Source organism: Bacteroides propionicigenes (assembly GCF_018390535.1).
Lineage (GTDB): Bacteria > Bacteroidota > Bacteroidia > Bacteroidales > Bacteroidaceae > Bacteroides > Bacteroides propionicigenes.
The window spans coordinates 407,122-431,965 of the sequence record NZ_JAHBBW010000002.1 but is presented as its reverse complement, the minus strand read 5'-3'; the positions used below and the strand labels follow the sequence as shown (position 1 = coordinate 431,965).

The following is a 24,844-nucleotide window of genomic DNA, read 5'->3' as shown; positions in this document are numbered from 1 at the left end:
CTGCAATAATGATAACAGTAAAAGTTCTACTCGGTAAGGATACTGTAAGCATATACAGGAAAACCGGGGATATCTCGTCGGTGGAGAGCACGGCCGAATCCGGGGGATATGTGATAACCAGACATTTCGAGACCGAAGCTGAATACAAAGCCTACGCAATGGCTGTGGAAGACCTGGACGGACATGAAGACTGGCAGATGCTGGCTCCTGCCGTTACGCCGGAAGCTCCGTTCCGCAAAGGGGAATTTGTCCGGCTGACAGACGATGCAATTAAGCGGATACGTGAAAGTTTCGGGGACGGACCGGCTGACTACAGAAAGGAAATGATTTTGGAGGTGATTGCCTGGTGCCGCTATGAAGGCACATGGATCATTGAAGTCCGAGATATCCGTGAAGACGATACTCAGGAGTTCGATGCCGTTTTTCTGCGCCCCTTGACGGCACGGGATCTCGTGGCTATTTCCGCACCCCGACACCCGCTATCCACTGCGATATATCCTATTCACATCCGATAACTTAAATGATGCATGATGGAAAATATATTCATACTGCCCGGAAACGAACAGGAACTGTTTAACCGGTATTTAGATAACAACGAATACGGCCCTCTGAAAGAACGGCTGGAACTGGTCAGGAAAGCCTTGAGCAACAAGCTTTCCCCGGATGAACGCAATAAGCACGGGCTGAACGTGGGTGTGCATGAACTGTCCATGGAACGTAAGGAACTGGAAAGAAAGATATTCCAAATGGCACTCAAATCCTTTGCAGAACGGGTTTGTGACGAGCAACGCGCTCTTTGCGAACAGGGGTTCTGGCAGGCACCGTGCGGCAAAGAGGCGGAATATATCTCCTCCGCTCCGGTTCCGGACCTTGTAACGGACGTGAAGCAGTACAAGACCATTTGCCGCTGGTGGGAGAAGCTGTCCGATACCAGGAGGCTGAAGGTAGCGGCGATGTTTGCAAACGAACTGGGACCGATATACGGGCACGACACCGAAACGCTGGAACGGATTTATAGCCGCTGGTTTCTACTCTCCTTAGATGGCAAACAACGCATCTACCATTCATGGACCACAAACGAAAAACAGACTTCACCATGCCATACAAAAGCTCGGGAATAATCATCAGCGGGACACAATATGACCGCAGGCAGAAGCTCACTCCTTTTCAGAAGGCTGAAATTTTCCACCGTTACATGACAGAAGCTGTCAGCCAGCGCCAGCTTGCCCGGGAATACGGTGTCAGCCGCAGGCTGATAACCTTCATTGTGAACCCAGAAAGCGAAGAGCGGAACAAGGAACTGCTGAGAGAGAACAAGGCAAAAGGCTTGTATAAATATGACCGGAAGAAACATACCGAAAATATACGCAACCACCGTCGTTACAAACAGAGATTATTTCAAGAAGGTAAAATCATACTAAAAGATGGATAGACAATGAGAATACAGGAGAAACAAAAAGCGTTGGAACAGGAAGTTATAGCCAACCTGTGTGCGATACCGAAAATGCCGGAAAATATGTTGCCCCATACGGTATATGTCGAGGAGGAAGGGGAAGACGGGTATGGCCACGGGATACCGGTATACACCATGTACCGGTTGGAGGAGATACGCACGGACGGAAGCTGCACGCTTTACAACGCGGAAAGCCGGGAGCGTTTCACCTGCCGCCACCTGCATGAGATTAACATGGACTGGCTGGTGACAGTCTGGGAACGTTATCTGGAACTCTGTGTCGAGCAGGATATCTGGAAAGGGAATGCCGTTGCATTCCTGAAAGACCGTACCGGCAAACCGGAAGAGGAAATCATTTCATTCGTGGAAACCTCGTGGGACAAATGCCAGGCTTATACAGACAACCTCAAGGCGTTTCTTGGGGAAGATAAAGACCGGGAAATATGGATATTCTCTTTCCCGCTGGACGAATTTGAACGTGACGTTCCGGCCGGAAAAATCATCGTTGATTACGAAAATAACCCCGCAACGCGGGTTGAGAAGATGACACCGCTGGAATTTACGGCCAACATCAATGATGAATGTTTTGATGACCGGAACAATTGGGTAAGAGCCATTGAACTTCCCAAGCAGGAATAATAAACTATTTGAATCAATAAATATGATTACAAAAGAAAACATTGGCAACGAGACCTTTGAGTCTATGACCATCAATGACACGCCTGCATTGTTTACGGATATGCGGATTGACCGGAATGCCGTTCCGGAGGGACTGTACGCATACGATATCCGGGAGTCGGATGACGGGGACCGTCTGGCGACCATCGAACCGACGGTGATGGTAAATCATGGCGGAACCATCCTGACCAGGAAAGAGTTTATCACGGAAAAGGACGGCTATGTACAGATTGACGAATACGGTTTCGAGGACTCCATGACACTGGAAGAGTGGCTTGAGGAAAACAATTAAATGTATAAAGGATATGGATATTAAGGAACTGACAGAAAGGTATCGGGATCGTTTCGATGCCCATTACCTGCAAGACGATAACGGAACCGGCAGAAAAGGTCGGAAACGGAAAAAGGAAGTTGAGACCCCGAATTTTCTCAAGGATGTCATCCGGCCGATCCTGGACACTTTGCCGGACTTGTTGCTGGAGTACGGGTTCACCAAAACTACGGATGATTACGCCATGTACGGCGAGTATTACCGTATCAAGGCGGGTATCGTCCTCGTGGGAGGTTTTTCCATCGATGAGGATTTTAACCTGTACTTCACGCCATTGTTCCATGGCAAAGCCTGCGGTAAGAGTCACAAAATCGACAGCATCGGACAACTCGTTGAAATCATCCGCGAACAATTTGAAAGAAGGGAGGTGAAGATGAAAGGATAGTTTCATGCAATAGACATGGGTCGTTCCGTAATTTATTGTATATTTGTCAGATGAAGAAAGTCTGTATATGTATTTCGGACGAAAGCCCGGCAGTTGAACGGATTACAGGCACTTTCATGTTTGGCTGACATCAAACCTAATATATCTATTTGATATGAAAAAGGAAGAGATTATTCGCCGCTGTTACGGCGGCATGAAGGAAAGGCATGGCGTGGAAACCATCATCCTTTTCCATGTCGGAGATTCATTCGAGGCGTATTTTGATGATGCCGAAACGATTACCCGGATCACGGAAGTGCCCCGGTTCAAGATGACGGCGGCGGGTATACCTGCCATCAGGATTTCCGACGCCGCCTTGGAAGAATGTAGAAACCGGTTGCTGGATGCAGGATGCAAGGTATGCGTGTCCGAGGTCCGGGGGGTATCCGGCCGCCACATTCTCAAAATCAATGAAACAAATACGGAAACGGGCCGATGAATTGGTATTGATAGCGGCAGCAATAGGTCCTTGGACACTGTTGGTGGTAGCGGTATTAATCATCGGAACGCTGAAATGCTGTCTGACCACGGACTCGGACAGCATTGACGAAAGTATCAACAAATCACCGGGGATAGTCGCGCATGTCATGGTACTGGACAGTACGGATAATGGTTTTCGGGTGGTTTATGCGACGGCTGAGCCGGTAACGGATGAAAGGTTTGCCGAGATATGCGACAGGCCGGGTATTCTGGAGGGGTTCGAGAACCTGAAACGGAAAGCTCCCGAACACTTTGGCGGCAACCTGCTGGAAACCGACATCTGTGACTTCGCGTTGTACGCCTACCGGTTTCCTATCGATAAGGACGTACGGATACACAATATCTTTGTCGCCGGTAAAGAGAAAATGGACTTCTATGTCCGGAACAACCCGGACCTGCCCGGGTGCGCTACATGGATGCACCACGGTACGGAACAAGGGAACCAATATCTGAATGCTGACGATATAAATCACTGTATACCCAACGGAAGGCGGATTTACCGTTATTGGAAATGCCGTTATCTACTGCAAACTTCTGATACTGACGAGCGTTTCAGTCATTTTACAGAGGAGGAAAGGCTGTACTGAATGCAGCCTTTTCTCTATATATATTACACATAACCATCTGAAAATTAATAACTAAAACGTTTTGTTGGCGTGAAAAATTGGCATATATTTGTATGGAAAAGTGACCCATTGAAAACAGATTGTCAATTGAAAGCAATAGATTGAATATGAAAGAACAGTAATATGACATCGGAAAAATCGCAACTGAAGTTTGCGAGATCGGAAGAGACGGGCGAACTGATAGGGTTCGTTTCGCGCCATTCCAAGACACGTAAATTGATGGGAGTCCGTGAAGACTCAAGATTCGGCAAGCAGATTTGTGTCCTTTCGGAAGACCTGAAAGGAACTCTCGAGCCAAACATACTATACTCGGTAGAGTTGAAACCCATGCACAAAGCCAACGGGTATGTAGTCGTTGCCGCTACCCCCGTGTTATTTCAGGCGCATGTGGAAACAGTGATCGTCCCGAAGACATTGTATCAAGTAACTGTGACGTTCGGCAACAAAAAGATTTTCTTCGACCCGAAAGACGGCAAGAGCGTAATGAGCCGCACAATAGACGGTGTGCTGGAAATCCTCAAGGGACGCAAGGATATCAAGTACAAGGAAGGTGTCATCACCGACTATCTGAATCAGGCGCGTGCTCTGGTACGACGTATGGAATCCGACGGGTTCATCTATACGGGAGACAGACATCAGGGAGGAATTCAATGAAAGAAAAACCGGTCGTGGGTATTGCGACCGACGGTGCCCATTCTGCAAAAGAGAGGTTGACACGCTTCCGGGCTGTCGACCTCTCTTCAGGAAAAGAACTCTTTTCCAAAGCTATCGGTAACTGGACGAACAATATCGGGGAGTTTCTCGGCATTGTCGAGGCGGTCAGATATGTCATGGAACATCCGGAAAGTCCGCGAACAATCTACTCGGACAGCATTACAGCCATCACGTGGTATTGTAACAAACAGACAGCCTCTTCACGCAGATGCCCGGCATTGCAGAAAGCGGAGATATTCCTCAAAGTGATGGAGGCAAGAATCAAGGACATCGAAGTGCTGCACTGGGACAACCGCCTGTGGGGTGAGATTCCTGCCGACTTCGGAAACAAATAACAACATCAATATGGCAAAATTAAAATCACAGTCACAGAAATATGTTGAGCTGAAGGAGGAAGACTACCTGCTGCTCATCGAGAATACCATCAAGATGGAAGCCCTGAAGATTGCCGGTATCGAAAAGATGCCCATATACAAGGCTATGGAACATATCCTTGAACACGAGCACATCGACCTGCTCGTCAAACCCGTTTCAAGGAGATATTCTTGATTTTTTTAGGTGGACAATAATACACCCCACAAGCAAAATCAATGCTTATCAGTACCAAATGATAGTATATAATAACAATTAATGTAAATCAATGCAAATCAGATGATTAAGAAAGTGGCGCATGTACGGAATTATCTATACCATACATGCGCCACTTTGCTCTATACACTTTTTGATTTCCTTGATTGATAAAAGAAGGTTCTTTTCCAGTGTTTTACAATCCGACTTTTTTATATACTTTTGTCTTCAGTATCAGTTGGTTATTGAAACCCTCTATGTATGCTTATAAGTAGAGATTAGCTTTTTTAAGCGAAACTAACTACTGGTTATCAATCAATTATCAAACAAAAAAAGTTTGCCAACAAGGAATGCTCTTATTATATTGCATAGTCGGGGACAATACGCCCCCAATAACAGGAGATTTTAACCGCTATTAACAAGTTTCGTATCAGAGAGGTTTTATTGCTGAATATAAGGAGATTATCACGATTCAAGGCCTCTAAGAAGGAGAAAATAGAGTGTTGACAAATCTTTGTCAACACCGTCAACACGACTTGTCATCACACGCTCTATCCCTTTCCGGCAAAGGGATAGGGAACGATTAGTGACGAGTGACGACAAAAAACGCAAAAACCGACTGTCGTCTGTCCTTATCCCAAAGATTGCATATCATTCAGCTTCTTGTAGTAGCCGTCTTTAGCGAGAAGTTCCTCATGCTTGCCGCGTTCCACAATCTCTCCCTCATAGAGCACACAGATTTCATCCGCATTCTTGATTGTGGAAAGACGGTGCGCAATGGCGATAGTGGTGCGGGTTTTCATCAACCGCTCCAAAGCCTCTTGCACCAAGCGTTCCGACTCCGTATCGAGTGCGGAAGTAGCCTCATCCAAAATCAGTATAGGCGGATTCTTGAGGATGGCACGGGCAATACTGATACGCTGGCGCTGGCCTCCGGACAGCTTGCCGCCACGGTCGCCGATATTGGTATCGTAACCTTTCTCGGTATCCATGATGAAGTCGTGCGCATTGGCTATCTTGGCAGCTTCGATAACCTGCTCCATAGTGGCATTCTCTACACCGAAAGCTATGTTATTGAAGAAAGTGTCATTAAAAAGAATAGCCTCCTGATTGACGTTCCCTATCAGACCGCGCAAATCGGAAATGCGTGCATCTTTGATGTTCAAGCCGTCTATCCGTATCTCACCCGACTGCACATCGTGATAGCGGGGCAGCAAATCGACCAGCGTGGATTTTCCTGAACCGGACTGGCCTACCAATGCGATAGTTTTGCCTTTGGGCACAGTCAGATTGATATGCTTCAGTACCTGACGCGAACCGTCGTAGCTGAAACTGATGTCCTTGAATTCCACTTTATCATTCAGTGAAGAAAGCGGCTTCGGCAAGGCAGGCTCCTTGATAGGGTTCTCGGCAAAGAGTATCTTGTCGATGCGTTCCATAGAGGCAAGACCTTTGGGAATATTATATCCGGCTTTGGAAAATTCCTTCAACGGATTGATAACGCTGTACAGTATCACCAAATAGTAGATGAACGAAGGGGCATCAATCGTCGCACTGTTGCTGAGAATCAATGTACCGCCAAACCACAGCACGATAACGATAACGCACGTCCCCAAGAACTCACTCATGGGATGCGCCAATGCCTGGCGGGTGGCTACCCGGTTGATGGCATCGCGGTATTCGTTGCTGCATTTATTGAAACGGTCCATCATCTTGTTCTCGGCAATAAAGGCTTTTATAATGCGCAACCCGCCCAAAGTTTCTTCCAGCTGAGACATGGTATCACTCCACTTTGCCTGAGCATCCAGCGACTGTCGCTTCAGCTTCTTGCCTACCGTACCCATTACCCAGCCCATGCCCGGAAGTACCAGCAAAGTAAACAACGTCAGTTGCCAGCTGATGGCTATCAATGTTCCGAAATAGGCTATAATCAGTATCGGGTTCTTTATCAGCATATCCAGTGAACTGGTCACGGATGTCTCAACCTCGGTAACATCACCGCTCATACGGGCAATAATATCTCCCTTCCGTTCTTCGGAGAAGAAACTCAGCGGCAAATGCAGCACTTTGTTATACACCTGCGCCCTGATGTCGCGTACCACTCCCGTACGAAGCGGAATCATCACAGCCGAAGAAGCGAAATAGGAAAATGCTTTCAACAGCGTCATCACCGCCAAGAAGACACCCAGAATCAGCAAGGTCAGCGACCCGCCCTGCGAGGCTATCATCTCGGTAACATAGTAATAGAAATTATTGGCTACTATATCTTTCAGACCCACTCCGGCAGCATCCCAGGGAATAAACTCATAGGTCTTGGTATCCATCTTGAAAAGTATCTGAAGGATAGGTATAATCAGAGCGAAAGAGAATATATTCAGAATTGCCGATAACAAGTTCAGGAACAATGCCCATATCAAATATTTCTTATAAGGCGGAACAAAACGCCGCAGGAGTCGGAGGAATTCTTTCATTCGGTCAAGCAGTTAATTCATTACATTCGTATCGGGAGGCAAAGATAGGGATAAAAAGTGAAAATTGCCCTAAATTTGGAATCATAAGAAAAATTACATAACTTTGTAAATCTAATAATAACCATACAACAGCTCATTATGAACTTTACAGAATTAAGCAACCAGATTTTCAAACGGTCTATTTTTGATTATCACAAAGCAGATCATGTTGATACGCCTATACAGAATCCATACCCTGTTAGAAGTATCGAATATTACTTATACCTGAAAAACTGGATTGACACAGTTCAATGGCATTTGGAAGACATTATCCGTGACCCGAATATCGATCCTATAGAAGCACTGAAAATTAAAAGAAGAATAGACAAGTCCAACCAAGACCGCACGGACTTGGTAGAATTAATAGACAGCTATTTCCTTGACAAGTACAAGAGCATACAGACCCTACCCGATGCCGTCATTAATACAGAAAGCCCCTCATGGGCCATTGACCGCCTGTCTATCCTTGCACTGAAGATTTATCATATGCAACAGGAAGTAGAGCGCACTGATACCGCTCCGGAACATCACGCCCAATGTGAAACGAAATTAAACATCTTGCTGGAACAACAGCAAGACCTTTCGACCGCTATCGAACAACTGATTGCAGACATTGAAAGCGGAAAAAAATATATGAAAGTATATAAGCAGATGAAAATGTATAACGACCCGGCTCTGAATCCTGTTCTTTACGGCAAGAAATGAGACTGCTCGTCATACGCTTATCCGCACTTGGCGATGTGGCAATGACGGTACCCGTCCTTACTACATTGGCACGACAATACCCGGAAATAGACATCACAGTATTGAGCAGACCTTCCATGCAACCTCTATTTGCAGAAATGCCCTGCAATGTACACTTCCGGGGAGTTGACGTAAGCAGATACAAAGGAATCGGAGGTTTGTTCCGTCTCTTCCGCGAACTGACGAAAAAAGAACATTACGATGTTGTTGCCGACTTGCACAATGTGCTGCGTAGCAAAATACTGCGGATGTTCTTCATGCTTGCAGGCGCAAAAGTAGCACATATCGACAAAGGTCGTAAAGAAAAAAAAGCCTTAGTCCGTCCCCGACATAAAATAATGAAACAGCTTCCCTCCTCATTTACACGATATGAAGATGTATTCAAGGAGTTGGGATATCCGATAAAGACGACTTTTCACTCTATCTTCGGGGAAGATAAAGGAGATATCGCTTTGTTTCAACAGATAACCGGAACACCGGACAACAAGCACTGGATAGGTATAGCCCCCTTTGCCGCACATAAGGGGAAAACGCTACCTCAAGAAATAACCAAAGCTCTAATACAAGAGTTATCCGCACATACTGACCGGAGGATATTCCTCTTTGGTGGAGGGAAAACAGAAAAAGAGTTGCTGGAAGAATGGGCTGCTATGGGAAGTAACATACTGTCTTTGGCAGGCAAACTAAAACTGAACGAGGAACTTGCACTGATGAGCCATCTGAAAGTAATGATTTGCATGGATTCCGGCAATATGCACCTTGCCTCCCTGACAGGTACGCCCGTTATCTCAATCTGGGGTGCCACGCATCCCTTTGCCGGTTTCATGGGGTGGAACCAAAGCATGGACAATGCCATACAAATTGACTTACCTTGCCGCCCTTGTTCCATCTTTGGAAACAAGACTTGCCTAAGAAAGGATTATGCGTGCCTAAATGGCATTACTTCCGAAAAGATTATACAACATATAGAACGAATACTTAGAACGGCCACCAACCCGTCCGGCATCTGTTCATTCGCTGGCGATTCAAGCAAAAAAGAAACAAACTCAAGTATTTATTAATCCGTTCTATCCTATAGGCATACCTGCCATCTCCCCAATAATCGGAGAACTTGGCAAATAAATCTTTCTCTACACCATGGGACACATGAGTCCTCAAAAGACGTTTGAAGAAGGAGCCATGGCGTATCAGCCTGTCATAAGCATTCAACGGAACGGCACTTTCAATATATTTAATCACATCCATCTCCTCAGAAATAGCTGTTCCGAAACGGCGTCCCTCAATAGTAGCGCTACTGCCATGCTTCCTGTAATAGTTAAGCTTCTTATAGACTTCTATCACATCTCCCGTCAAAGCTAATTGCGTCCAAAAGAGCCAGTCTCCTGTGTACCGCATTCCAAATACCGGAGATGTTTCTGACAAATCCGCACACTTCTTTCTGAAAACAGTTCCGCTTGCATTATAGACGTAGTTTTTCCAGTATAAATTACCCGCTACATACTTCTTCCCCGGGAAAACTCCATAGCCCTTACTCGAATGCCGTTGCATCCATGTCCAACGGTCGTACTCTTTCTTAAGCTTATTACCATGCCCATCAACCAACCAAGCTCCAATAAAACACAAAGCGGCATCAGGATAGGCGTCCAATAATTCTACTGCCGTTTCCAGAAAATGTTCATCGGCAAAATCATCACTCTCCGCTATCCAAATATACTTTCCTTGAGACAAGGTAACGCCCTTTTTCCATTGCAGAAAAGGCGAACCGGTATTCTTGGCATTAATATCACAGATTGTCACTTTATCACAATTCCGATAATATTCCAATATTTCTGCACTGTTGTCCGTAGATGCATCATCCAACAAGATAAGTTCAAAATCCTGATAAGTTTGTGCCAAAATGGATTCTATGCGGGTTCTTAAATATCCGGCATAGTTATAGTTAGGGACAATAATGCTAACAGTAGGTCTACACTCCATATCACAAATACTGCGCAACACCTTTCTCACACCATGTCGAGGCGCTGTTTTCTACGGCATGATAGTGTGAAAAGTTCTTGTCCTGATTATCCATATACAAGTCATTGTGCCACAAATGGAAGACAATTCCCGCAAATTTCAATGATTTCTTCTGCAGACCGGAATGGAGCATACGAATGGCAAAATCATAATCTTCGCCTCCCCAACCCACATAGAATTCATCGTAACCATTCACTTTGATAGCGTCTTCACGCCAGAAGCCCATATTGCATCCTAATCCCGGAGCCGTCTTTCTACGTACAGCCAAATATCTTGCCAGAGGCAAGCAATGAATGGCATTTATCCTGCGCATCAATCCCCTACTGAAAAAGCCAAGACGAACATAGCGCCTTTCCGAGCACAAACGGGTAGTCAGCCGATTGTCTATATTGACCCTCCCCCCTTTTACATAATATCCTCTCTCGGCGAAAAGCAAATGATCTTCAATGAAATGCTCATGCAAAACCAAGTCCCCATCCACTTGAACGATATACTCGTAACAGGCACGCGCAATACATTTATTGCGGGCCTTAGCCAACTGAAAGCCGTTATCTTCCTGCCAAATATGTATCAAAGGAACCGGTGATTTCTTTTGATATTCCCGGATAACATCAACGGTTTCCTGTTTTGATCCGTCATCACCAATGATAATCTCACCCGGCAATACAGTTTGTCGAAATATACTTTCAAGGCACAAGACCAAAGCATCCGGCCTGTTGTAGGTTGAAACAATCAGCGTAACCTTCATATAAATTAAATTTTTCTATATACATTCTTCCATCCAAATACTCCCTGAATCGAATCAAACAGCTTGGTAAACCGGAACATATAGTTGACAGGAGGACGTTCACCACTCCACTGTGTGAGATCCAGATACTTGAGGTATTCTTTCTTATAAGGATGTACGGATTTATCATGCCACGGTTTTTTCCCACCGGTAAAATGCACAATCGCAGCCTCGGGCATTTCCGCTTCCAATGCAGGGATAGAACCCGGACGAAGCTTCCTCTTCTTCCGGAAAAAACCATCTTGCATATTCCAACGGAAAGGAATAAACAGCCTGCGTGTATATAAGACCGCATTCAATACATCCTGATCATTATACAATAAACGTTCCGGATAGTCGGATATATATTCCGTTATTTCCTTCTCTATATCATGTTGCCTCCAATAATCCAAATTCACCAGCAACACTCCTGCATTAAAGTATGAATATTTTTCGGAATAATGTAAACGGGCATAATGGCTCTCTTTGGCACTCCACATATCTTCCACTGCTCCCACAGCATAACCGTCCAAATTAATATTGAACAGTGTACCAAGCGGTTTGCACACAATCAAGTCACAATCCAAATATAAAACTTTCGATATATCCGAAGGAAGAATCGTGGTCAGAAAACAACGGTAATAAGTAGAAATTGAAATATAATTATTCGTATCGATGGGACACTTCGAAAGCAAGTCTTTTCCAACCAAATAGAATGATAAGCGTTGTTTATACCGCCTCTCTACCACATCGGACAAAATGTGTTGCGACTCCTCCGAAAGATTATCTGCAATAATATGGATATGCAAATTCTCATCTTTATTATTAACAAACAAGGAGGTCAGCATCACAACGCAATACTTTACATAACCGTTATCTATATTACAAACAATATCCATAAATTCTATCAGTTGTATATTATTTACTTACACGCAAAATCTTATTTTATGCTAAACGGAGCTACAAGACGGCTACAAATGTAAACAAAAGAATTAAGAACGACCTACATAGCAATCAAATATTTCTCCATTCAACTTATTTGCAGTATCTTTGTAGACACAACATATGTAAATAGCTTTTAAACCTGAAACAAAGAAGAGAAAGCACCTATGAATATCCAACATACAGTAAAAGTCATCATTCCCGTATACAAGACTAAACTAAACGAACTTGAAAAAGTATCTTTAGACAGAATCTATCAGGTTTTACAAAAACATCCTTTAGTCGTTATCAAGCCCCAAAGCCTGAATATCACCCCTCTATTAGAGGAATACCCTCAACTGACGGTGGAAGAATTTGATGACAACTACTTCAAAAGCATCAGCGGTTACAATCGTTTAATGCTGTCGTCCGAATTCTACCAACGCTTTTCCGACTGCCAATATATTCTTATCTGCCAGTTAGACGCTTATGTATTTACAGACGAATTGATAAAATGGTGCAACAAAGGTTACGACTACATAGGTGCTCCCTGGCTTGTGCGCCCCATATACAATTTTCCGCTTTTAGCATTGGCTTCATGGATTAAAAAGCAATACTGCAATCTTTTCCATCGCCCCAACTCTCAAATCACCAACTTCAAGGTGGGTAACGGAGGTTTCTCCCTACGCAAAGTAAGCAGCCATCTGCAAGCCACTTCAAAACTAAAGCATATAATTGAAGAATATCTTGCCCATACAAAAAACCATATATTCAACGAAGATGTTTTTTTCTCTGTCGAGGTCAACCGACATGGACTATGCTTCACCTACCCCACATATTCGGAAGCTCTGCAGTTCAGTTTTGATAAATATCCGGCTCTATGCTATGAATTAAACAACAGCCGCCTGCCATTCGGTTGCCATTCATGGTATAAAAGAAGAATGAAAAAGTTTTGGTTTCCCATTATCCGGAACTATTCCGACTTACCGCAGTCCATATCTATCAGTAAAAGGTTTACCGCCTACATCAAATCACGCTACTTCCGACTGATGGAGTTATGCTTCCCATCACAGATACAGGAAGCTGTAGCCATTCCAATTATTATCAATAATTTTAACCGCCTTACGACCCTCAAACAACTTATTGCATCATTGGAGAAGCGGGGATATACCAATATCCATATCTTGGATAACGGCAGTTGCTATCCCCCGCTACTGGAATATTACAAGACTTGCCGTTACGAAGTGATATATCTACACCGGAACATAGGCTTCAAAGCTTTATGGAAAGATCGGAAAACCAGAAACAGATTTTGTTCGGACTACTACATCTATACAAATGCAGATGTAATGCTGGATGAAAGCTGCCCTAAAGACACAATCAACCATCTATACCAACTCTTAAAGAAAAACTACAAATATGCAGCCAAGATAGGTTTGTCCTTACGGATTGATGACTTGCCCGACCATTACGACCAAAAACAAAAAGTAATTCAATGGGAAAGCCGGTACTACAAGAATCTTAATAACGACCGACTGTATCCGGCACCGGTAGATACAACTTTCGCTCTCTACCGCCCACGTGTAGGTCTTAGCCGTAGCAGAGCCGTAGAAGCCTACCGCACAAGCGCGCCTTATCAGCTAAAGCACCTGCCGTGGTATGTAGATTCCGCAAATATCTCAGAGGAAGAAAAGTACTATATACAACATTGCAAACGAGTCACCAGCTGGAGTTCACTATCCAAAGGCTAATCAGAGTTCCAAATGAAATTTAAGCTCATGCCTTTTCTGATATCTGCTCCAAAAGACTTTGCGGTAAAAAAGTACCCGTTCCACGCAATACGCTTCATCCCAATGACGAGCGGCAGCGTAGGCCTTAGCTAATTGCACGAAGAATTGCTTTTGCCCCCATAAACGGGCAAAATTAGCACAACCTACCTCCACACTTACTTCTCCGAAAGTCATGCGATTAAGATCGACCAAAGAAAAGTGATAGCTGTCACCAACCTTATCAAACAAGATATTTCCGGGAGAATAGTCACGATGCAGAATACCATTCTCGTGTAAGGAAGCCGTATAACACGCAAAAGCCTGGATTACATCGGCACACTCATCAGAAGTTGGATCCGCATTGCCAAACTCATAAAAATTCCTCTGATAAGGGCACTGCATACTGACGAAATAAGAATATTCTATAAGTCCGCTTTTTCTGAATTCAATATAAGCAATCGGTTCAGGCGTTTCAAACCCTTTCTGTAACAATATCTGAGGATATACAAAAGCCCTTTCTCCCTTTGGCTTCCTAAAAAAAGAATAGGCAATTCGATTAATCAGCCCCGGAATTCCATAACGCTTCACATTAATTAAAAGAGAATCTTCCAAAACCATCTCTTTAATCAAGTTTCTACGAGCATAAAGCACTCTGCCTTGCCCCTCAAACAAATCCGGTATCTGCCTTATAGATTCTTCTAAATGATTATATTTGGGATTTATAATTACTTTCATCATCACTCTATTATAGAAAGAAAACAAAACTATATAATATTTTGCAGACAGCCAAACAGTTCACTGCATTTATTCCTTATCTGTTTTCCGCTTAACCGTATGCTTTACTTTCAATACAGCAAGATTTAATTCGATAGTTGTTTCCGAATCCGTCGCCTGAAGATTGTTATCCAATAAATCGGAAAACAACTCACCGCTTTTCTCCAATAAGGATTTCTGCTGTTCCTCAGAAGCATCCGGCAAACCGTTTATTGTACGGGAAAGTTCACGCAATTTGGCAAAAGTTTCAATTATCGTAAACGTCGCATTAGTGGCACGGGAACTTTTCAAGATAGTGGCAAGCATATAAAGGCCTTTTTCGGTAAAAGCCTTAGGTTCAACTGTAGAATGTTTTAGTGCTGAGAACCGGTCGATCTTTTCGACCAGTTGCTGTTTTTCAGACACTTGCAAAGCAAAGCAATAATCCTCTGGAAATTTATCCAAGTTATTTCTAAGAGCTTCGTTTATACGCTTCGTTTCTACTCCATATAACGCAGCAACATCCCTATCCAAAAGAACTTTCTGTCCGCGAAGGGTAATTATCTTATCTTCTATTTCTTCAAAACCGGCAAGTGCATTCATCAATACATAAATTTATGATTTAAACAATTGGGCAAAGGTATGCATTATTACACCAAGAATATCTGTTCTCACGAATTATTTCTAACTTTGCCTGCAATAAACAAAAGCATTATGAAAGTAATTGTCGATAATAAAATACCTTTTATAAAAGAAGCCATTGAAAAGATAGCCGATGAAGTGGTCTACACACCGGGAAAAGACTTCACTCCTTCTTTGGTAAAAGATGCGGATGCACTCATTATCCGCACACGCACTCATTGCAACCGGGAATTGTTAGAGGGTAGTAAGGTAAAGTTTATCGCTACTGCAACAATCGGCTTCGACCATATTGATACGGAATACTGCCGTAAAGCCGGCATTACGTGGACTAATGCTCCCGGCTGCAACTCCGCTTCCGTAGCTCAATACCTGCACTCATCTTTAATTTTACTGCAGAAACAGAAAGGCATGAACTTGTCTAACTCCACTATTGGGATTATCGGAGTAGGCAATGTAGGCAGTAAAGTGGCAAAAGTGGCAAAAGAGTTGGGAATGCGCGTTCTGTTAAACGACCTACCACGTGAAGAAAAAGAAGGAAAACAAGATTTTTCCCCGTTACAATTACTTGCAGAAGAATGTGATGTGCTCACATTTCACGTACCTTTATATAGAGAAGGCAAATACAAGACCTGTCATCTTGCCGATACCGCCTTTTTCCAATCATTAAAACGACAACCCGTCATTATTAACACCTCACGCGGAGAAGTTATCGAAACCGACGCATTGTTGGGTGCATTGGAAACAGGAATGATTTCAGACGCTATCATTGACGTTTGGGAAAACGAACCGACCGTAAACCTTACCTTGTTAAAGAAGGTGTTCCTCGGTACACCACATATTGCCGGTTATTCGGCAGACGGCAAAGCCAATGCAACCCGTATGTCACTGGATGCCTTATGCCGGTATTTCAATATACAGGCAGACTACCGGATTATCCCTCCTGCCCCAAGCCAACCGCAAATTACAGCAGACAGCCTATCGGATGCCTATTTGCAAATGTATGACCCTCGACAAGACAGTGAGGCACTCAAAGCACACCCTGAGTTGTTCGAAAAGTTACGAGGAGATTATCCCCTACGAAGGGAAAAAGAGGCATATACAATTCTGAATCATTCAAAATAGTATATCAATTTTAAGGAAAAACGGCCACCCTAAAGATTATTAGTGGAGGTCAGTCAATAAACGGTCTATAACTTTCGGGTAATATTCGTACTCCAGCGCATGTACTTTCTTTGCCACATCTGCTGCTGTATCCTGCGGAAGAACAGGACATTTGTACTGTACCACAATCTCGCCCTCATCGAAGCGTTCATTCAAATAATGTATAGTAATTCCGGTTTCCGCCTCACCGGCAGCCACTACCGCTTCGTGCACGCGATCACCGTACATACCTTTACCACCAAACTTGGGCAATAAGGAAGGATGAATATTTATAATTTTATTGGGATAAGCATGCAAGATACAGTCCGGTACGCGCGCCAAAAATCCGGCAAGGACAATAAAGTCTATTTTCCGGCCTTCCAGCAACGACAACACTGCCGTCCCTTCCGTCCATTCAGCCTTGCCCATATAAGCAAACGGAACATTCAGGCTGCGTGCACGTTCCAAAACAAATGCAGTCTCCTTATTAGCCAAAACCAGCTCTACATTCACCAATTCGCTATTTTGGAAATAACGGATAATATTTTCTGCGTTTGTTCCGTTGCCGGAAGCAAAAATAGCAATGTTTTTACTCATAAACCCTCCAATCTCTGCACAAAACCGTGAAAAATGTGCAAAAAGGTACATTTAATTCATCAAATATTTGCGAGGAACGATAAATATTTATTCCTTTGCACCGCAAATTTAAAGAAATAAAACTAATTATTAATTAAAAACTTAAAGTTATGTCTGAAATTGCATCAAGAGTGAAAGCGATTATCGTCGACAAATTAGGCGTTGAAGAATCAGAAGTTACTAACGAAGCTAGCTTCACTAACGATTTGGGAGCAGATTCTCTTGACACTGTAGAACTTATCATGGAATTCGAAAAAGAATTCGGTATCTCTATTCCTGATGACCAAGCTGAGAAGATTGGTACTGTAGGTGATGCTGTATCTTACATCGAAGAACACGCTAAGTAATCTTAATCCATTCATTTCTTAGTATGGAATTAAAAAGAGTTGTAGTAACAGGTCTTGGCGCCATTACTCCCATTGGCAACACAGTACCCGAATTTTGGGAAAATCTCGTGAATGGGGTTAGTGGAGCGGGACCTATTACTCATTTCGACGCATCGCTTTTCAAGACCCAATTCGCATGCGAAGTGAAGAACTTTGATGCCAATCAATATATCGACCGTAAAGAGGCTCGCAAGATGGACTTGTATACTCAATATGCCATCGGTGTAGCCAAGCAAGCGGTAGAAGATTCCGGTCTTGATGTCGAAAATGAGGATTTGAACAAAATCGGTGTCATCTTTGGAGCCGGTATTGGTGGAATCCGTACATTTGAAGAAGAAGCAGGTAACTATGCCCTCCATAAAGAAAACGGTCCCAAGTTCAATCCGTTCTTCATCCCCAAGATGATTTCGGACATCGCTGCCGGACAAATTTCTATCTTGTACGGTTTTCATGGTCCTAACTATGCTACTTGTTCTGCATGCGCCACTTCTACCAATGCTATTGCTGATGCATTCAACCTCATCCGTTTAGGTAAGGCTAATGCTATTATCAGCGGTGGTTCGGAAGCTGCTATTGCCGCTTGTGGTGTAGGTGGTTTCAATGCTATGCACGCTCTATCTACCCGTAACGACTCTCCGGAGACTGCATCTCGTCCGTTCAGTGCAAGCCGCGACGGTTTCATCATGGGCGAAGGCGGCGGATGTCTGGTTCTTGAGGAACTGGAACACGCTAAAGCACGTGGCGCCAAGATTTATGCAGAAGTTGCCGGTGTAGGTATGTCTGCCGACGCTCATCACTTGACAGCTTCTCATCCGGAAGGTTTGGGAGCCAAGTTGGTAATGAGAAATGCGTTGGAAGATGCAGAAATGAAGCCCGAAGAAGTAGATTACATCAATGTTCACGGTACATCTACTCCTGTTGGTGATATCTCGGAAGTGAAAGCTATCCAAGAGGTATTCGGAAAGCATGCTTATGAATTGAACATCAGTTCAACCAAATCCATGACAGGCCACTTGTTGGGTGCTGCCGGTGCGGTAGAAGCTATTGCAAGTATCCTTGCTATCCAAAATGGCATTGTTCCTCCGACTATCAATCACGAAGAGGGTGATAACGACGAAAACATCGACTATGACCTGAACTTTACGTTCAACAAGGCTCAGAAGCGTGAAGTGAATGTAGCTTTGTCCAATACTTTTGGATTCGGCGGTCATAACGCATGTGTTATTTTCAAGAAATACGCAGAATAATACGGTCGTGTTACGTAACCAAATAGACAAAATAAGGCTCTTATTCCATAAGGATAGAGAGTCTTATTTTTGTTTTTATAAGATACTCGGTTTTTTCCCCCGTAATATCCGGTTCTATCAGCAGGCTTTACTGCACAAATCCACCTCAGTCCGTTCTGAGAAAGGGCGTCCGTTAAACAACGAACGGTTGGAATTCCTCGGTGACGCCATTCTGGACGCTATCGTAGGAGACATTGTATACAAACATTTTGAAGGCCGTCGGGAAGGCTTTCTCACCAATACCCGTTCTAAAATCGTACAGCGGGAAACCCTGAACAAACTGGCCGTAGAAATAGGGCTGGACAAACTCGTCAAGTACTCCACCCGCTCCTCCTCACACAACAGCTATATGTACGGAAATGCTTTCGAAGCATTTATCGGAGCTATCTATCTGGACCAAGGCTACGAACGCTGCAAGCAGTTTATGGAAGAGAAAATCCTCAAGAACTACATTGACCTCGACAAGATGTCGCGCAAGGAGGTCAACTTTAAATCCAAACTCATCGAATGGAGCCAGAAGAACAAAATGGAAGTCTCCTTTGAGTTAATAGAGCAATTTCTCGACCAAGACTACAATCCGATGTTCCATACGGAAGTCCGCATAGAGGGACTTTCTGCCGGTACAGGCACAGGCTACTCCAAGAAAGAATCGCAACAAAATGCCGCACAAATGGCATTGAAGAAAATCAAGAGCGACGAAGCCTTCAAGGAAGCCATTGAAATAGCCAAAATACAGAACCACACTGCAGAAGAAGACATTGTGGCGGAGGAAACCGAAGCCGCCACAGAAGAATCAGCCGAAACAGATTCCCATACGCTTGCCTTGGACAACTAAGTCATGGTCTTCAGTCACTAATTTCAACTTTCCGGCTATCTCCTCCAAGGGGGCGGAAGCTATCTCATTCCCTTTCAGAGTCACCATGCGTCCAAACTGTCCTCCGGCAATCAATTCCGTAGCATGACCACCCATACGGGTGGACAGATTACGGTCGAAAGGTGTAGGCGAACCGCCTCGCTGGATATAGCCCAAAACAGTTTCACGTGTTTCAATGCCCGTTTCATATTCTATTTCCTGTGCAATATATTCAGCAGCACGCTTCCTGCCGTCCGTCTGAATTCCCTCGGCAACCACCACGATAGAATAAGGTTTTCCTTTCTTCAAACGGTTCAGAATCGTATCGCCGATGTTATGGATATTATAAGAAAGCTCCGGAATTAAAATCACATCACCGCCGCCCGCCATACCGGAGTACAGCGCAATCCATCCGGCTTTATGTCCCATAACCTCTATCACCATTACCCGTTTGTGCGAGCTGGCGGTAGAATGCAGCCTGTCTATAGCATCCGTGGCGATACTGACAGCAGAATCAAAGCCGAAAGAGAAATCCGTTCCCCAAATATCATTATCAATGGTCTTAGGCACAGAAACGATATTCAGCCCCATAGCAGCCAGCTTAGCAGCCGTTTTCTGCGTGCCGTTACCGCCGATACAGACAATGCAGTCCAGTCCCAACTCTTTCACATTCTGTTCTATCAGGGCCGGCTTGTCTACATCGGACACCACCCCATTCTTCTTGAACGGTTTTTCACGGGAAGTACCCAGCATTGTACCGCCCAAATTCAGCAGGCCCGACAGAGACTTGTCCGTGAACGACTCCACATCTTTTGTCAACAACCCCTGAAAACCGCTGTGAATACCTATCACTTCCATTCCGTAGTGGTTAACAGCGGTTTTGCAAACGCCGCGAATAGTTGCATTGATACCGGGACAGTCTCCCCCTGAAGTCAGAATACCGATTCTCATAATGTTTTAGTTTAAATTACGGTTCTTTTCATCTATACGGACGTAAAGATAGAAAAAAAAGAGAAAAAAGATAGAGATGCCGATAAATAAGATTATTTTTGCGCACTTAAACAGATTTCAATAAGAACGATGAATATTACAAAATTTCTGAATAAAGTATACTTCACCCCCCGCTTGAAAGAAATCGAATTGTATACCGACCATGCGAGTGAACTGCAAGCAGGTGTCATGCGACGTCTGGTACATATGGCTGCCAATACGGAATGGGGCAAGCAATATGGTTATGCTTCTATTCGTACTTATGAAGATTTTAAAACACGCCTTCCCATACAAACTTACGAAGAAGTTAAACCTTACGTAGCCCGTATGCGTGCCGGTGAGCAAAACTTGCTATGGCCCTCGGAGATACGCTGGTTTGCCAAATCTTCGGGAACAACCAATGATAAAAGCAAATTCCTGCCGGTCAGCAAAGAATCCCTGCAGGACACCCACTATCAAGGCGGAAAAGATGCCGTCGCCATCTATCTGGGACAAAATCCCGAAAGCCGTTTTTTCTCAGGAAAAGGATTGATTCTCGGCGGCAGCCACAGTCCTAATCTGAACTCCAACCATAGTCTGGTGGGCGACTTATCGGCTATACTGATACAGAACGTACATCCATTGGTCAACTATATCCGCGTACCAAGCAAAGAGATCGCCCTGATGAGTGAATTCGAACCTAAAATGGAGGCCATAGCCAACAGTACGCTCCACACCAATGTCACCAATCTTTCCGGAGTACCCTCCTGGATGCTGGTACTTATCAAGCATATACTTGAGAAAACCGGCAAACAATCACTGGAAGAAGTATGGCCCAATCTGGAGGTATTCTTCCACGGCGGAGTGGCTTTCACTCCCTACCGGGAACAATATAAGCAAATTATCAAAAGTTCCAAGATGCACTATGTAGAAACGTACAATGCATCCGAAGGGTATTTCGGTACTCAAAATGACCCGAACGACCCGGCTATGCTACTGATGATTGATTACGGCATTTTCTATGAATTCATCCCTTTGGAGGATGTCGGCAAGGAGAATCCGCGTATCTGTTGTCTGGAAGAAGTGGAACTGAACAAGAACTACGCAATGGTTATCTCCACCTCCGCCGGACTGTGGCGTTACATGATTGGAGACACCGTGAAGTTCACTAATAACCGTCCGTACAAATTCGTCATTACTGGACGTACAAAGCATTTCATCAATGCTTTTGGCGAGGAACTGATAGTAGACAATGCGGAGAAAGGTCTAACCAAAGCCTGTGCCGCTACCGGAGCACAGATTATAGACTATTCCGCAGCTCCCGTATTTATGGACGAGCACGCCAAATGCCGCCATCAATGGCTGATTGAATTTGCTCAAATGCCGGACAGCCTGGAGAAATTCGCCAAGATACTGGATGATACCCTCAAAGAAGTAAATTCAGACTATGAAGCCAAACGGCAAAACGACTTGGCTTTACAGCCACTGGAGGTTATTATTGCCCGTAAGGACTTGTTTCACGACTGGCTGAATAATAAAGGCAAACTTGGCGGACAGCATAAAATACCGCGTCTCAGCAATACAAGAGAGTATATTGAGGAAATGCTTGAACTGAATTCTAAAGAATAATACCGCCCCCCAACAGCAAGCCGTCTGCATCATAGAAAGCGGCGGCTTGCCCCGGAGCGATAGCCTCCAACGGCTCCAACAGTGACACCCTCAGATGTCCGTCCTCTCCTAAAGTAACTTGGCAGCGGTTGGCCTGTTTACGATAGCGTATCTTCACGATGACCGTTTCAGCATCCAATACCCGTTGTTCATTGACCAAGTTCCAGTCCTTAAGGTACATCTCGTCTTTATACAGAGAAGCGAGCGGTGCGAGCACCACCTCATTCGTTTCCATTCTGACCTCTTTCACAAATACGGCACGGTTCAGATGGATGCCCAGCCCGCGCCGCTGACCTATCGTATAGAAAGGATACCCTTCATGCCATCCTACTATTTCTCCCTTTTCATCGACAAAGCGCCCTCTTCCCGGCAAGCGGTCCGCAGGAACTTCACGTTTCAGGAAAGAACGGTAATCCAATGGACAAAAACAGACTCCTATACTGTCCTTCTTGGTGGCAACACGTGTAAACCCGCGTTTGGCGGCATAAGCACGCGCCTCCTCTTTTGCCATATCTCCCATCGGGAGCAACATCCGTTGCAAGATGTCCTGCTTCAAGCCCCACAAGAAGAAAGTCTGGTCTTTATCTCTGTCCACCGCAGGAGCGATATAGTATCGGTCCTCTGAGAATACTTTACGCACATAGTGCCCGGTAGAAATCCGATAAATTCCCTTTTCATCGGCTATTTTTGCCAAAAGCATCCACTTCAATTCATTGTTGCAGAGGGTACAGGGAACGGGAGTATGCCCTGTGAGATATTCATCGATAAAGTAACGGATGATACGCTCGCGAAAGACTTCACGCGCGTCATAAGTGATATGCTCAACTCCCAACCTCGCAGCCAATGCACGGGCATCTTCCAGATATTCCGTCCTACCGTCCACCTCATAGAAGCGGAAGGTCACTCCCGTTACTTCATAGCCGGCTTCCTGCAATTTCATGGCAGCCACAGAGCTGTCCGTACCGCCACTCATTCCCAATAACACACGTTCTTTTGACTTCATGCTGCAAAAATAGTATTTCATCCTGAGAAAACTCTATCTTTGTCACCGTCAAAAAAATAATAGATTTCAAACCATGAGACAAAACTATCGCCTGCTTGTCCTCGACTTGGACGGCACTCTGACCAATTCAAAGAAAGAAATCTCACCACGTAACCTCCGCACCCTATTGCGCCTGCAACAAAGCGGCGTACGGCTGGTACTGGCTTCCGGCCGCCCCACCTACGGCATCGCCCCGCTGGCAGAGCAACTGCAAATGAAGGAGCACAACGGGTACATTCTCTCCTACAATGGCGGAGAAATCATAGACTGGAATACCGGCGAGCTGCTATATAAGAACCTGCTGCCCGACGATGTACTGCCTATTCTCTATCAAACGGCTACCGATAGCGAACAGACCATTCTCACTTACGACAACGAGTCCATCCTCACCGAGCATCCCGATGACGAGTATGTACAGAAAGAAGCGTTCCTCAACAAAATGCAGGTACGCCGTATAGACAACTTCCTGCGGGAAACGCCTCGTCCTTTACCCAAATGTCTCATTGTAGGCAATCCGGAGCAACTCATAAAGACGGAAGCCGAACTGAGCCTGCGTCTGCAAAGACAAATCAGCGTGTACCGTTCGGAACCTTATTTCTTGGAACTCGTCCCCTTGGGTATAGACAAGGCACGCTCACTCGCCGTACTACTGGAGAAACTGGGCATGACCCGCGAAGAAATGGCAGCGATGGGCGACGGTTACAATGACCTCAGCATGATAAAATTCGCCGGACTGGGCATAGCCATGGAAAACGCGCAAGAACCCGTAAAAGCGGCAGCGGACTGCATTGCCCCAAGCAACGATGAAGACGGAGTAGCCATAGCCATAGAACAGCACTTCGTCCTTTGAATCTGACATACAAAAGAAAACATCATGGAAAATTTCAACTACAATTCCGTTCCTTTCAACTATCTGCACTGTCTCAACCCTGCCTGCTCCCGGAGTTCAAACTGCCTGCGCCACCTTGCCGCACAGCATGTTCCCGCCGAAGTGGCACGCATCATGGCAGTGAACCCCGCCAACTATCCCTCGGAAGCCGAGCGGTGCATCTACTTCCGAAGCACCGAAAAGCAACGCTATGCGTGGGGCATCAGTGCCCTATTCGACAATATCCCCTACAAAAAAGCAATCTATCTGAAACGGGAGATTCACGACCTCTATCCCCGAACCACTTATTACCGTATCCTGCACCAAGAGCGCGGCCTATCTCCCGCCGAACAGGAAAGAATCAGCGGACTGTTCACACAGATAGGCATCGGCGAAGCACCCGCCTTCGACAGATACACCGAAGAGTACGAATGGGATGAGCAACATACGCCCAAAGGCTGCGTTGCACCGTAACTTGCTGACCGGATGAATGGTTGATGTCCCACCACCTTCAGTCATAGTGGGACATCCTTTCAGTCGTAATGGGAGCATGCCTCTGTCGTAATGAGAGCATACTTCAGTCGTAGCGGGAATATACCTCT

Annotated in this window: 30 protein-coding genes; 21 read left to right on the top strand and 9 right to left on the bottom strand. The window is 44.9% G+C overall.

The window, feature by feature from the left end:
* Positions 1–8: 8 nt before the first annotated feature.
* From KG118_RS04595 to KG118_RS04545, 11 genes are all read left to right on the top strand, one after another.
* Positions 9–515, top strand: coding sequence for a hypothetical protein (locus KG118_RS04595; RefSeq protein ID WP_008143058.1), 507 nt, complete (start codon positions 9–11; stop codon positions 513–515).
* 12 nt (positions 516–527) lie between these two features.
* Positions 528–1,121: a hypothetical protein gene (locus tag KG118_RS04590; RefSeq protein WP_004293677.1), complete on the top strand. Its 594-nt coding sequence runs from the start codon at positions 528–530 to the stop codon at positions 1,119–1,121.
* Positions 1,097–1,432: a helix-turn-helix domain-containing protein gene (locus KG118_RS04585; RefSeq protein WP_004293678.1), complete on the top strand. Its 336-nt coding sequence runs from the start codon at positions 1,097–1,099 to the stop codon at positions 1,430–1,432. The genes KG118_RS04590 and KG118_RS04585 overlap by 25 nt, the downstream gene beginning before the upstream one ends.
* Positions 1,433–1,435: 3 nt before the next feature.
* On the top strand, positions 1,436–2,092 hold the full coding sequence (locus tag KG118_RS04580) for a hypothetical protein (protein WP_004293679.1): 657 nt from the start codon (positions 1,436–1,438) through the stop codon (positions 2,090–2,092).
* 22 nt (positions 2,093–2,114) lie between these two features.
* Positions 2,115–2,423 (top strand): LPD28 domain-containing protein, encoded by a 309-nt coding sequence (locus tag KG118_RS04575; protein WP_008143065.1) that lies wholly within the window; start codon positions 2,115–2,117, stop codon positions 2,421–2,423.
* A 13-nt stretch (positions 2,424–2,436) separates the two neighbouring features.
* Positions 2,437–2,847 carry a hypothetical protein gene (locus KG118_RS04570; protein WP_213388360.1) on the top strand — a complete coding sequence of 137 codons (411 nt, stop codon included), beginning with the start codon at positions 2,437–2,439 and terminating at the stop codon, positions 2,845–2,847.
* Between the two features lie 154 nt (positions 2,848–3,001).
* A complete protein-coding gene (locus KG118_RS04565) occupies positions 3,002–3,325 on the top strand; it encodes a MutS N-terminal domain-containing protein (RefSeq protein WP_004293682.1) in 324 nt (107 codons plus the stop codon).
* Positions 3,297–3,953, top strand: a complete 657-nt coding sequence (locus tag KG118_RS04560; protein ID WP_008143069.1) for a hypothetical protein — start codon at positions 3,297–3,299, stop codon at positions 3,951–3,953. Before KG118_RS04565 ends, KG118_RS04560 begins: the two co-directional genes overlap by 29 nt.
* A 162-nt stretch (positions 3,954–4,115) precedes the next feature.
* The gene (locus KG118_RS04555; protein WP_004293684.1) at positions 4,116–4,646 is read left to right on the top strand and encodes a hypothetical protein; all 531 of its coding nucleotides are present in this window, start codon (positions 4,116–4,118) and stop codon (positions 4,644–4,646) included.
* Positions 4,643–5,041, top strand: coding sequence for a ribonuclease H family protein (locus KG118_RS04550; RefSeq protein WP_008143073.1), 399 nt, complete (start codon positions 4,643–4,645; stop codon positions 5,039–5,041). Before KG118_RS04555 ends, KG118_RS04550 begins: the two co-directional genes overlap by 4 nt.
* 10 nt (positions 5,042–5,051) lie before the next feature.
* Entirely contained in the window at positions 5,052–5,255 is a 204-nt protein-coding gene (locus KG118_RS04545) for a hypothetical protein (protein WP_004303920.1), read from the top strand.
* A gap of 650 nt (positions 5,256–5,905) precedes the next feature.
* On the opposite strand, the gene KG118_RS04540 is transcribed toward KG118_RS04545, so the two are convergent.
* On the bottom strand, positions 5,906–7,744 hold the full coding sequence (locus KG118_RS04540) for an ABC transporter ATP-binding protein (protein WP_117713400.1): 1,839 nt from the start codon (positions 7,742–7,744) through the stop codon (positions 5,906–5,908).
* A gap of 138 nt (positions 7,745–7,882) precedes the next feature.
* Here KG118_RS04540 and KG118_RS04535 point away from each other — a divergent pair, with 138 nt between their 5' ends.
* Positions 7,883–8,488 (top strand): DUF4254 domain-containing protein, encoded by a 606-nt coding sequence (locus tag KG118_RS04535; protein ID WP_117713401.1) that lies wholly within the window; start codon positions 7,883–7,885, stop codon positions 8,486–8,488.
* The gene (locus tag KG118_RS04530) at positions 8,485–9,588 is read left to right on the top strand and encodes a glycosyltransferase family 9 protein (protein WP_117713402.1); all 1,104 of its coding nucleotides are present in this window, start codon (positions 8,485–8,487) and stop codon (positions 9,586–9,588) included. The genes KG118_RS04535 and KG118_RS04530 overlap by 4 nt, the downstream gene beginning before the upstream one ends.
* Here KG118_RS04530 and KG118_RS04525 read toward each other — a convergent pair.
* From KG118_RS04525 to KG118_RS04515, 3 genes are read right to left on the bottom strand one after another with little or no spacing between them, the layout of a single operon-like run.
* Positions 9,506–10,504 (bottom strand): glycosyltransferase family 2 protein, encoded by a 999-nt coding sequence (locus tag KG118_RS04525; RefSeq protein ID WP_213388358.1) that lies wholly within the window; start codon positions 10,502–10,504, stop codon positions 9,506–9,508. The two genes, KG118_RS04530 and KG118_RS04525, sit on opposite strands and share 83 nt — an antisense overlap.
* A 1-nt stretch (position 10,505) precedes the next feature.
* The gene (locus KG118_RS04520; RefSeq protein ID WP_117710566.1) at positions 10,506–11,291 is read right to left on the bottom strand and encodes a glycosyltransferase family 2 protein; all 786 of its coding nucleotides are present in this window, start codon (positions 11,289–11,291) and stop codon (positions 10,506–10,508) included.
* 5 nt (positions 11,292–11,296) lie between these two features.
* Entirely contained in the window at positions 11,297–12,208 is a 912-nt protein-coding gene (locus tag KG118_RS04515; protein WP_117710565.1) for a glycosyltransferase family 8 protein, read from the bottom strand.
* Positions 12,209–12,418: 210 nt separating this feature from the next.
* Here KG118_RS04515 and KG118_RS17420 point away from each other — a divergent pair, with 210 nt between their 5' ends.
* Positions 12,419–13,981 (top strand): DUF5672 family protein, encoded by a 1,563-nt coding sequence (locus tag KG118_RS17420; RefSeq protein ID WP_249671450.1) that lies wholly within the window; start codon positions 12,419–12,421, stop codon positions 13,979–13,981.
* On the opposite strand, the gene KG118_RS04500 is transcribed toward KG118_RS17420, so the two are convergent.
* Positions 13,982–14,734 carry a phosphotransferase gene (locus tag KG118_RS04500; protein ID WP_117710605.1) on the bottom strand — a complete coding sequence of 251 codons (753 nt, stop codon included), beginning with the start codon at positions 14,732–14,734 and terminating at the stop codon, positions 13,982–13,984.
* A 69-nt stretch (positions 14,735–14,803) separates the two neighbouring features.
* Positions 14,804–15,355, bottom strand: a complete 552-nt coding sequence (locus KG118_RS04495; RefSeq protein ID WP_117710564.1) for an ORF6N domain-containing protein — start codon at positions 15,353–15,355, stop codon at positions 14,804–14,806.
* Between the two features lie 111 nt (positions 15,356–15,466).
* On the opposite strand from KG118_RS04495, the gene pdxB reads away from it, so the two are divergent.
* The gene (gene pdxB, locus KG118_RS04490; RefSeq protein WP_117710563.1) at positions 15,467–16,516 is read left to right on the top strand and encodes a 4-phosphoerythronate dehydrogenase PdxB; all 1,050 of its coding nucleotides are present in this window, start codon (positions 15,467–15,469) and stop codon (positions 16,514–16,516) included.
* Between the two features lie 39 nt (positions 16,517–16,555).
* On the opposite strand, the gene purN is transcribed toward pdxB, so the two are convergent.
* Complete coding sequence (gene purN, locus KG118_RS04485) at positions 16,556–17,182, bottom strand: phosphoribosylglycinamide formyltransferase (RefSeq protein ID WP_117710562.1); 627 nt, start codon at positions 17,180–17,182, stop codon at positions 16,556–16,558.
* Positions 17,183–17,280: 98 nt separating this feature from the next.
* Here purN and KG118_RS04480 point away from each other — a divergent pair, with 98 nt between their 5' ends.
* From KG118_RS04480 to rnc, 3 genes are read left to right on the top strand one after another with little or no spacing between them, the layout of a single operon-like run.
* Positions 17,281–17,517 (top strand): acyl carrier protein, encoded by a 237-nt coding sequence (locus KG118_RS04480; protein WP_004291965.1) that lies wholly within the window; start codon positions 17,281–17,283, stop codon positions 17,515–17,517.
* A gap of 23 nt (positions 17,518–17,540) precedes the next feature.
* The gene (fabF, locus tag KG118_RS04475; RefSeq protein ID WP_117710561.1) at positions 17,541–18,803 is read left to right on the top strand and encodes a beta-ketoacyl-ACP synthase II; all 1,263 of its coding nucleotides are present in this window, start codon (positions 17,541–17,543) and stop codon (positions 18,801–18,803) included.
* A gap of 7 nt (positions 18,804–18,810) precedes the next feature.
* The gene (gene rnc, locus KG118_RS04470; RefSeq protein ID WP_117710604.1) at positions 18,811–19,677 is read left to right on the top strand and encodes a ribonuclease III; all 867 of its coding nucleotides are present in this window, start codon (positions 18,811–18,813) and stop codon (positions 19,675–19,677) included.
* Here the strand turns inward: rnc and KG118_RS04465 are convergent.
* Positions 19,636–20,646 carry an ATP-dependent 6-phosphofructokinase gene (locus KG118_RS04465; RefSeq protein ID WP_117710560.1) on the bottom strand — a complete coding sequence of 337 codons (1,011 nt, stop codon included), beginning with the start codon at positions 20,644–20,646 and terminating at the stop codon, positions 19,636–19,638. The genes rnc and KG118_RS04465 overlap by 42 nt on opposite strands.
* 129 nt (positions 20,647–20,775) lie before the next feature.
* On the opposite strand from KG118_RS04465, the gene KG118_RS04460 reads away from it, so the two are divergent.
* Positions 20,776–22,293 carry a GH3 auxin-responsive promoter family protein gene (locus KG118_RS04460; protein WP_117710559.1) on the top strand — a complete coding sequence of 506 codons (1,518 nt, stop codon included), beginning with the start codon at positions 20,776–20,778 and terminating at the stop codon, positions 22,291–22,293.
* On the opposite strand, the gene mnmA is transcribed toward KG118_RS04460, so the two are convergent.
* The gene (gene mnmA / locus KG118_RS04455) at positions 22,283–23,335 is read right to left on the bottom strand and encodes a tRNA 2-thiouridine(34) synthase MnmA (protein WP_117710603.1); all 1,053 of its coding nucleotides are present in this window, start codon (positions 23,333–23,335) and stop codon (positions 22,283–22,285) included. The genes KG118_RS04460 and mnmA overlap by 11 nt on opposite strands.
* A gap of 73 nt (positions 23,336–23,408) precedes the next feature.
* On the opposite strand from mnmA, the gene KG118_RS04450 reads away from it, so the two are divergent.
* Positions 23,409–24,224 carry a Cof-type HAD-IIB family hydrolase gene (locus tag KG118_RS04450; RefSeq protein ID WP_117710558.1) on the top strand — a complete coding sequence of 272 codons (816 nt, stop codon included), beginning with the start codon at positions 23,409–23,411 and terminating at the stop codon, positions 24,222–24,224.
* Positions 24,225–24,248: 24 nt separating this feature from the next.
* On the top strand, positions 24,249–24,716 hold the full coding sequence (locus KG118_RS04445; RefSeq protein ID WP_117710557.1) for a DUF6078 family protein: 468 nt from the start codon (positions 24,249–24,251) through the stop codon (positions 24,714–24,716).
* Positions 24,717–24,844: the final 128 nt, after the last annotated feature.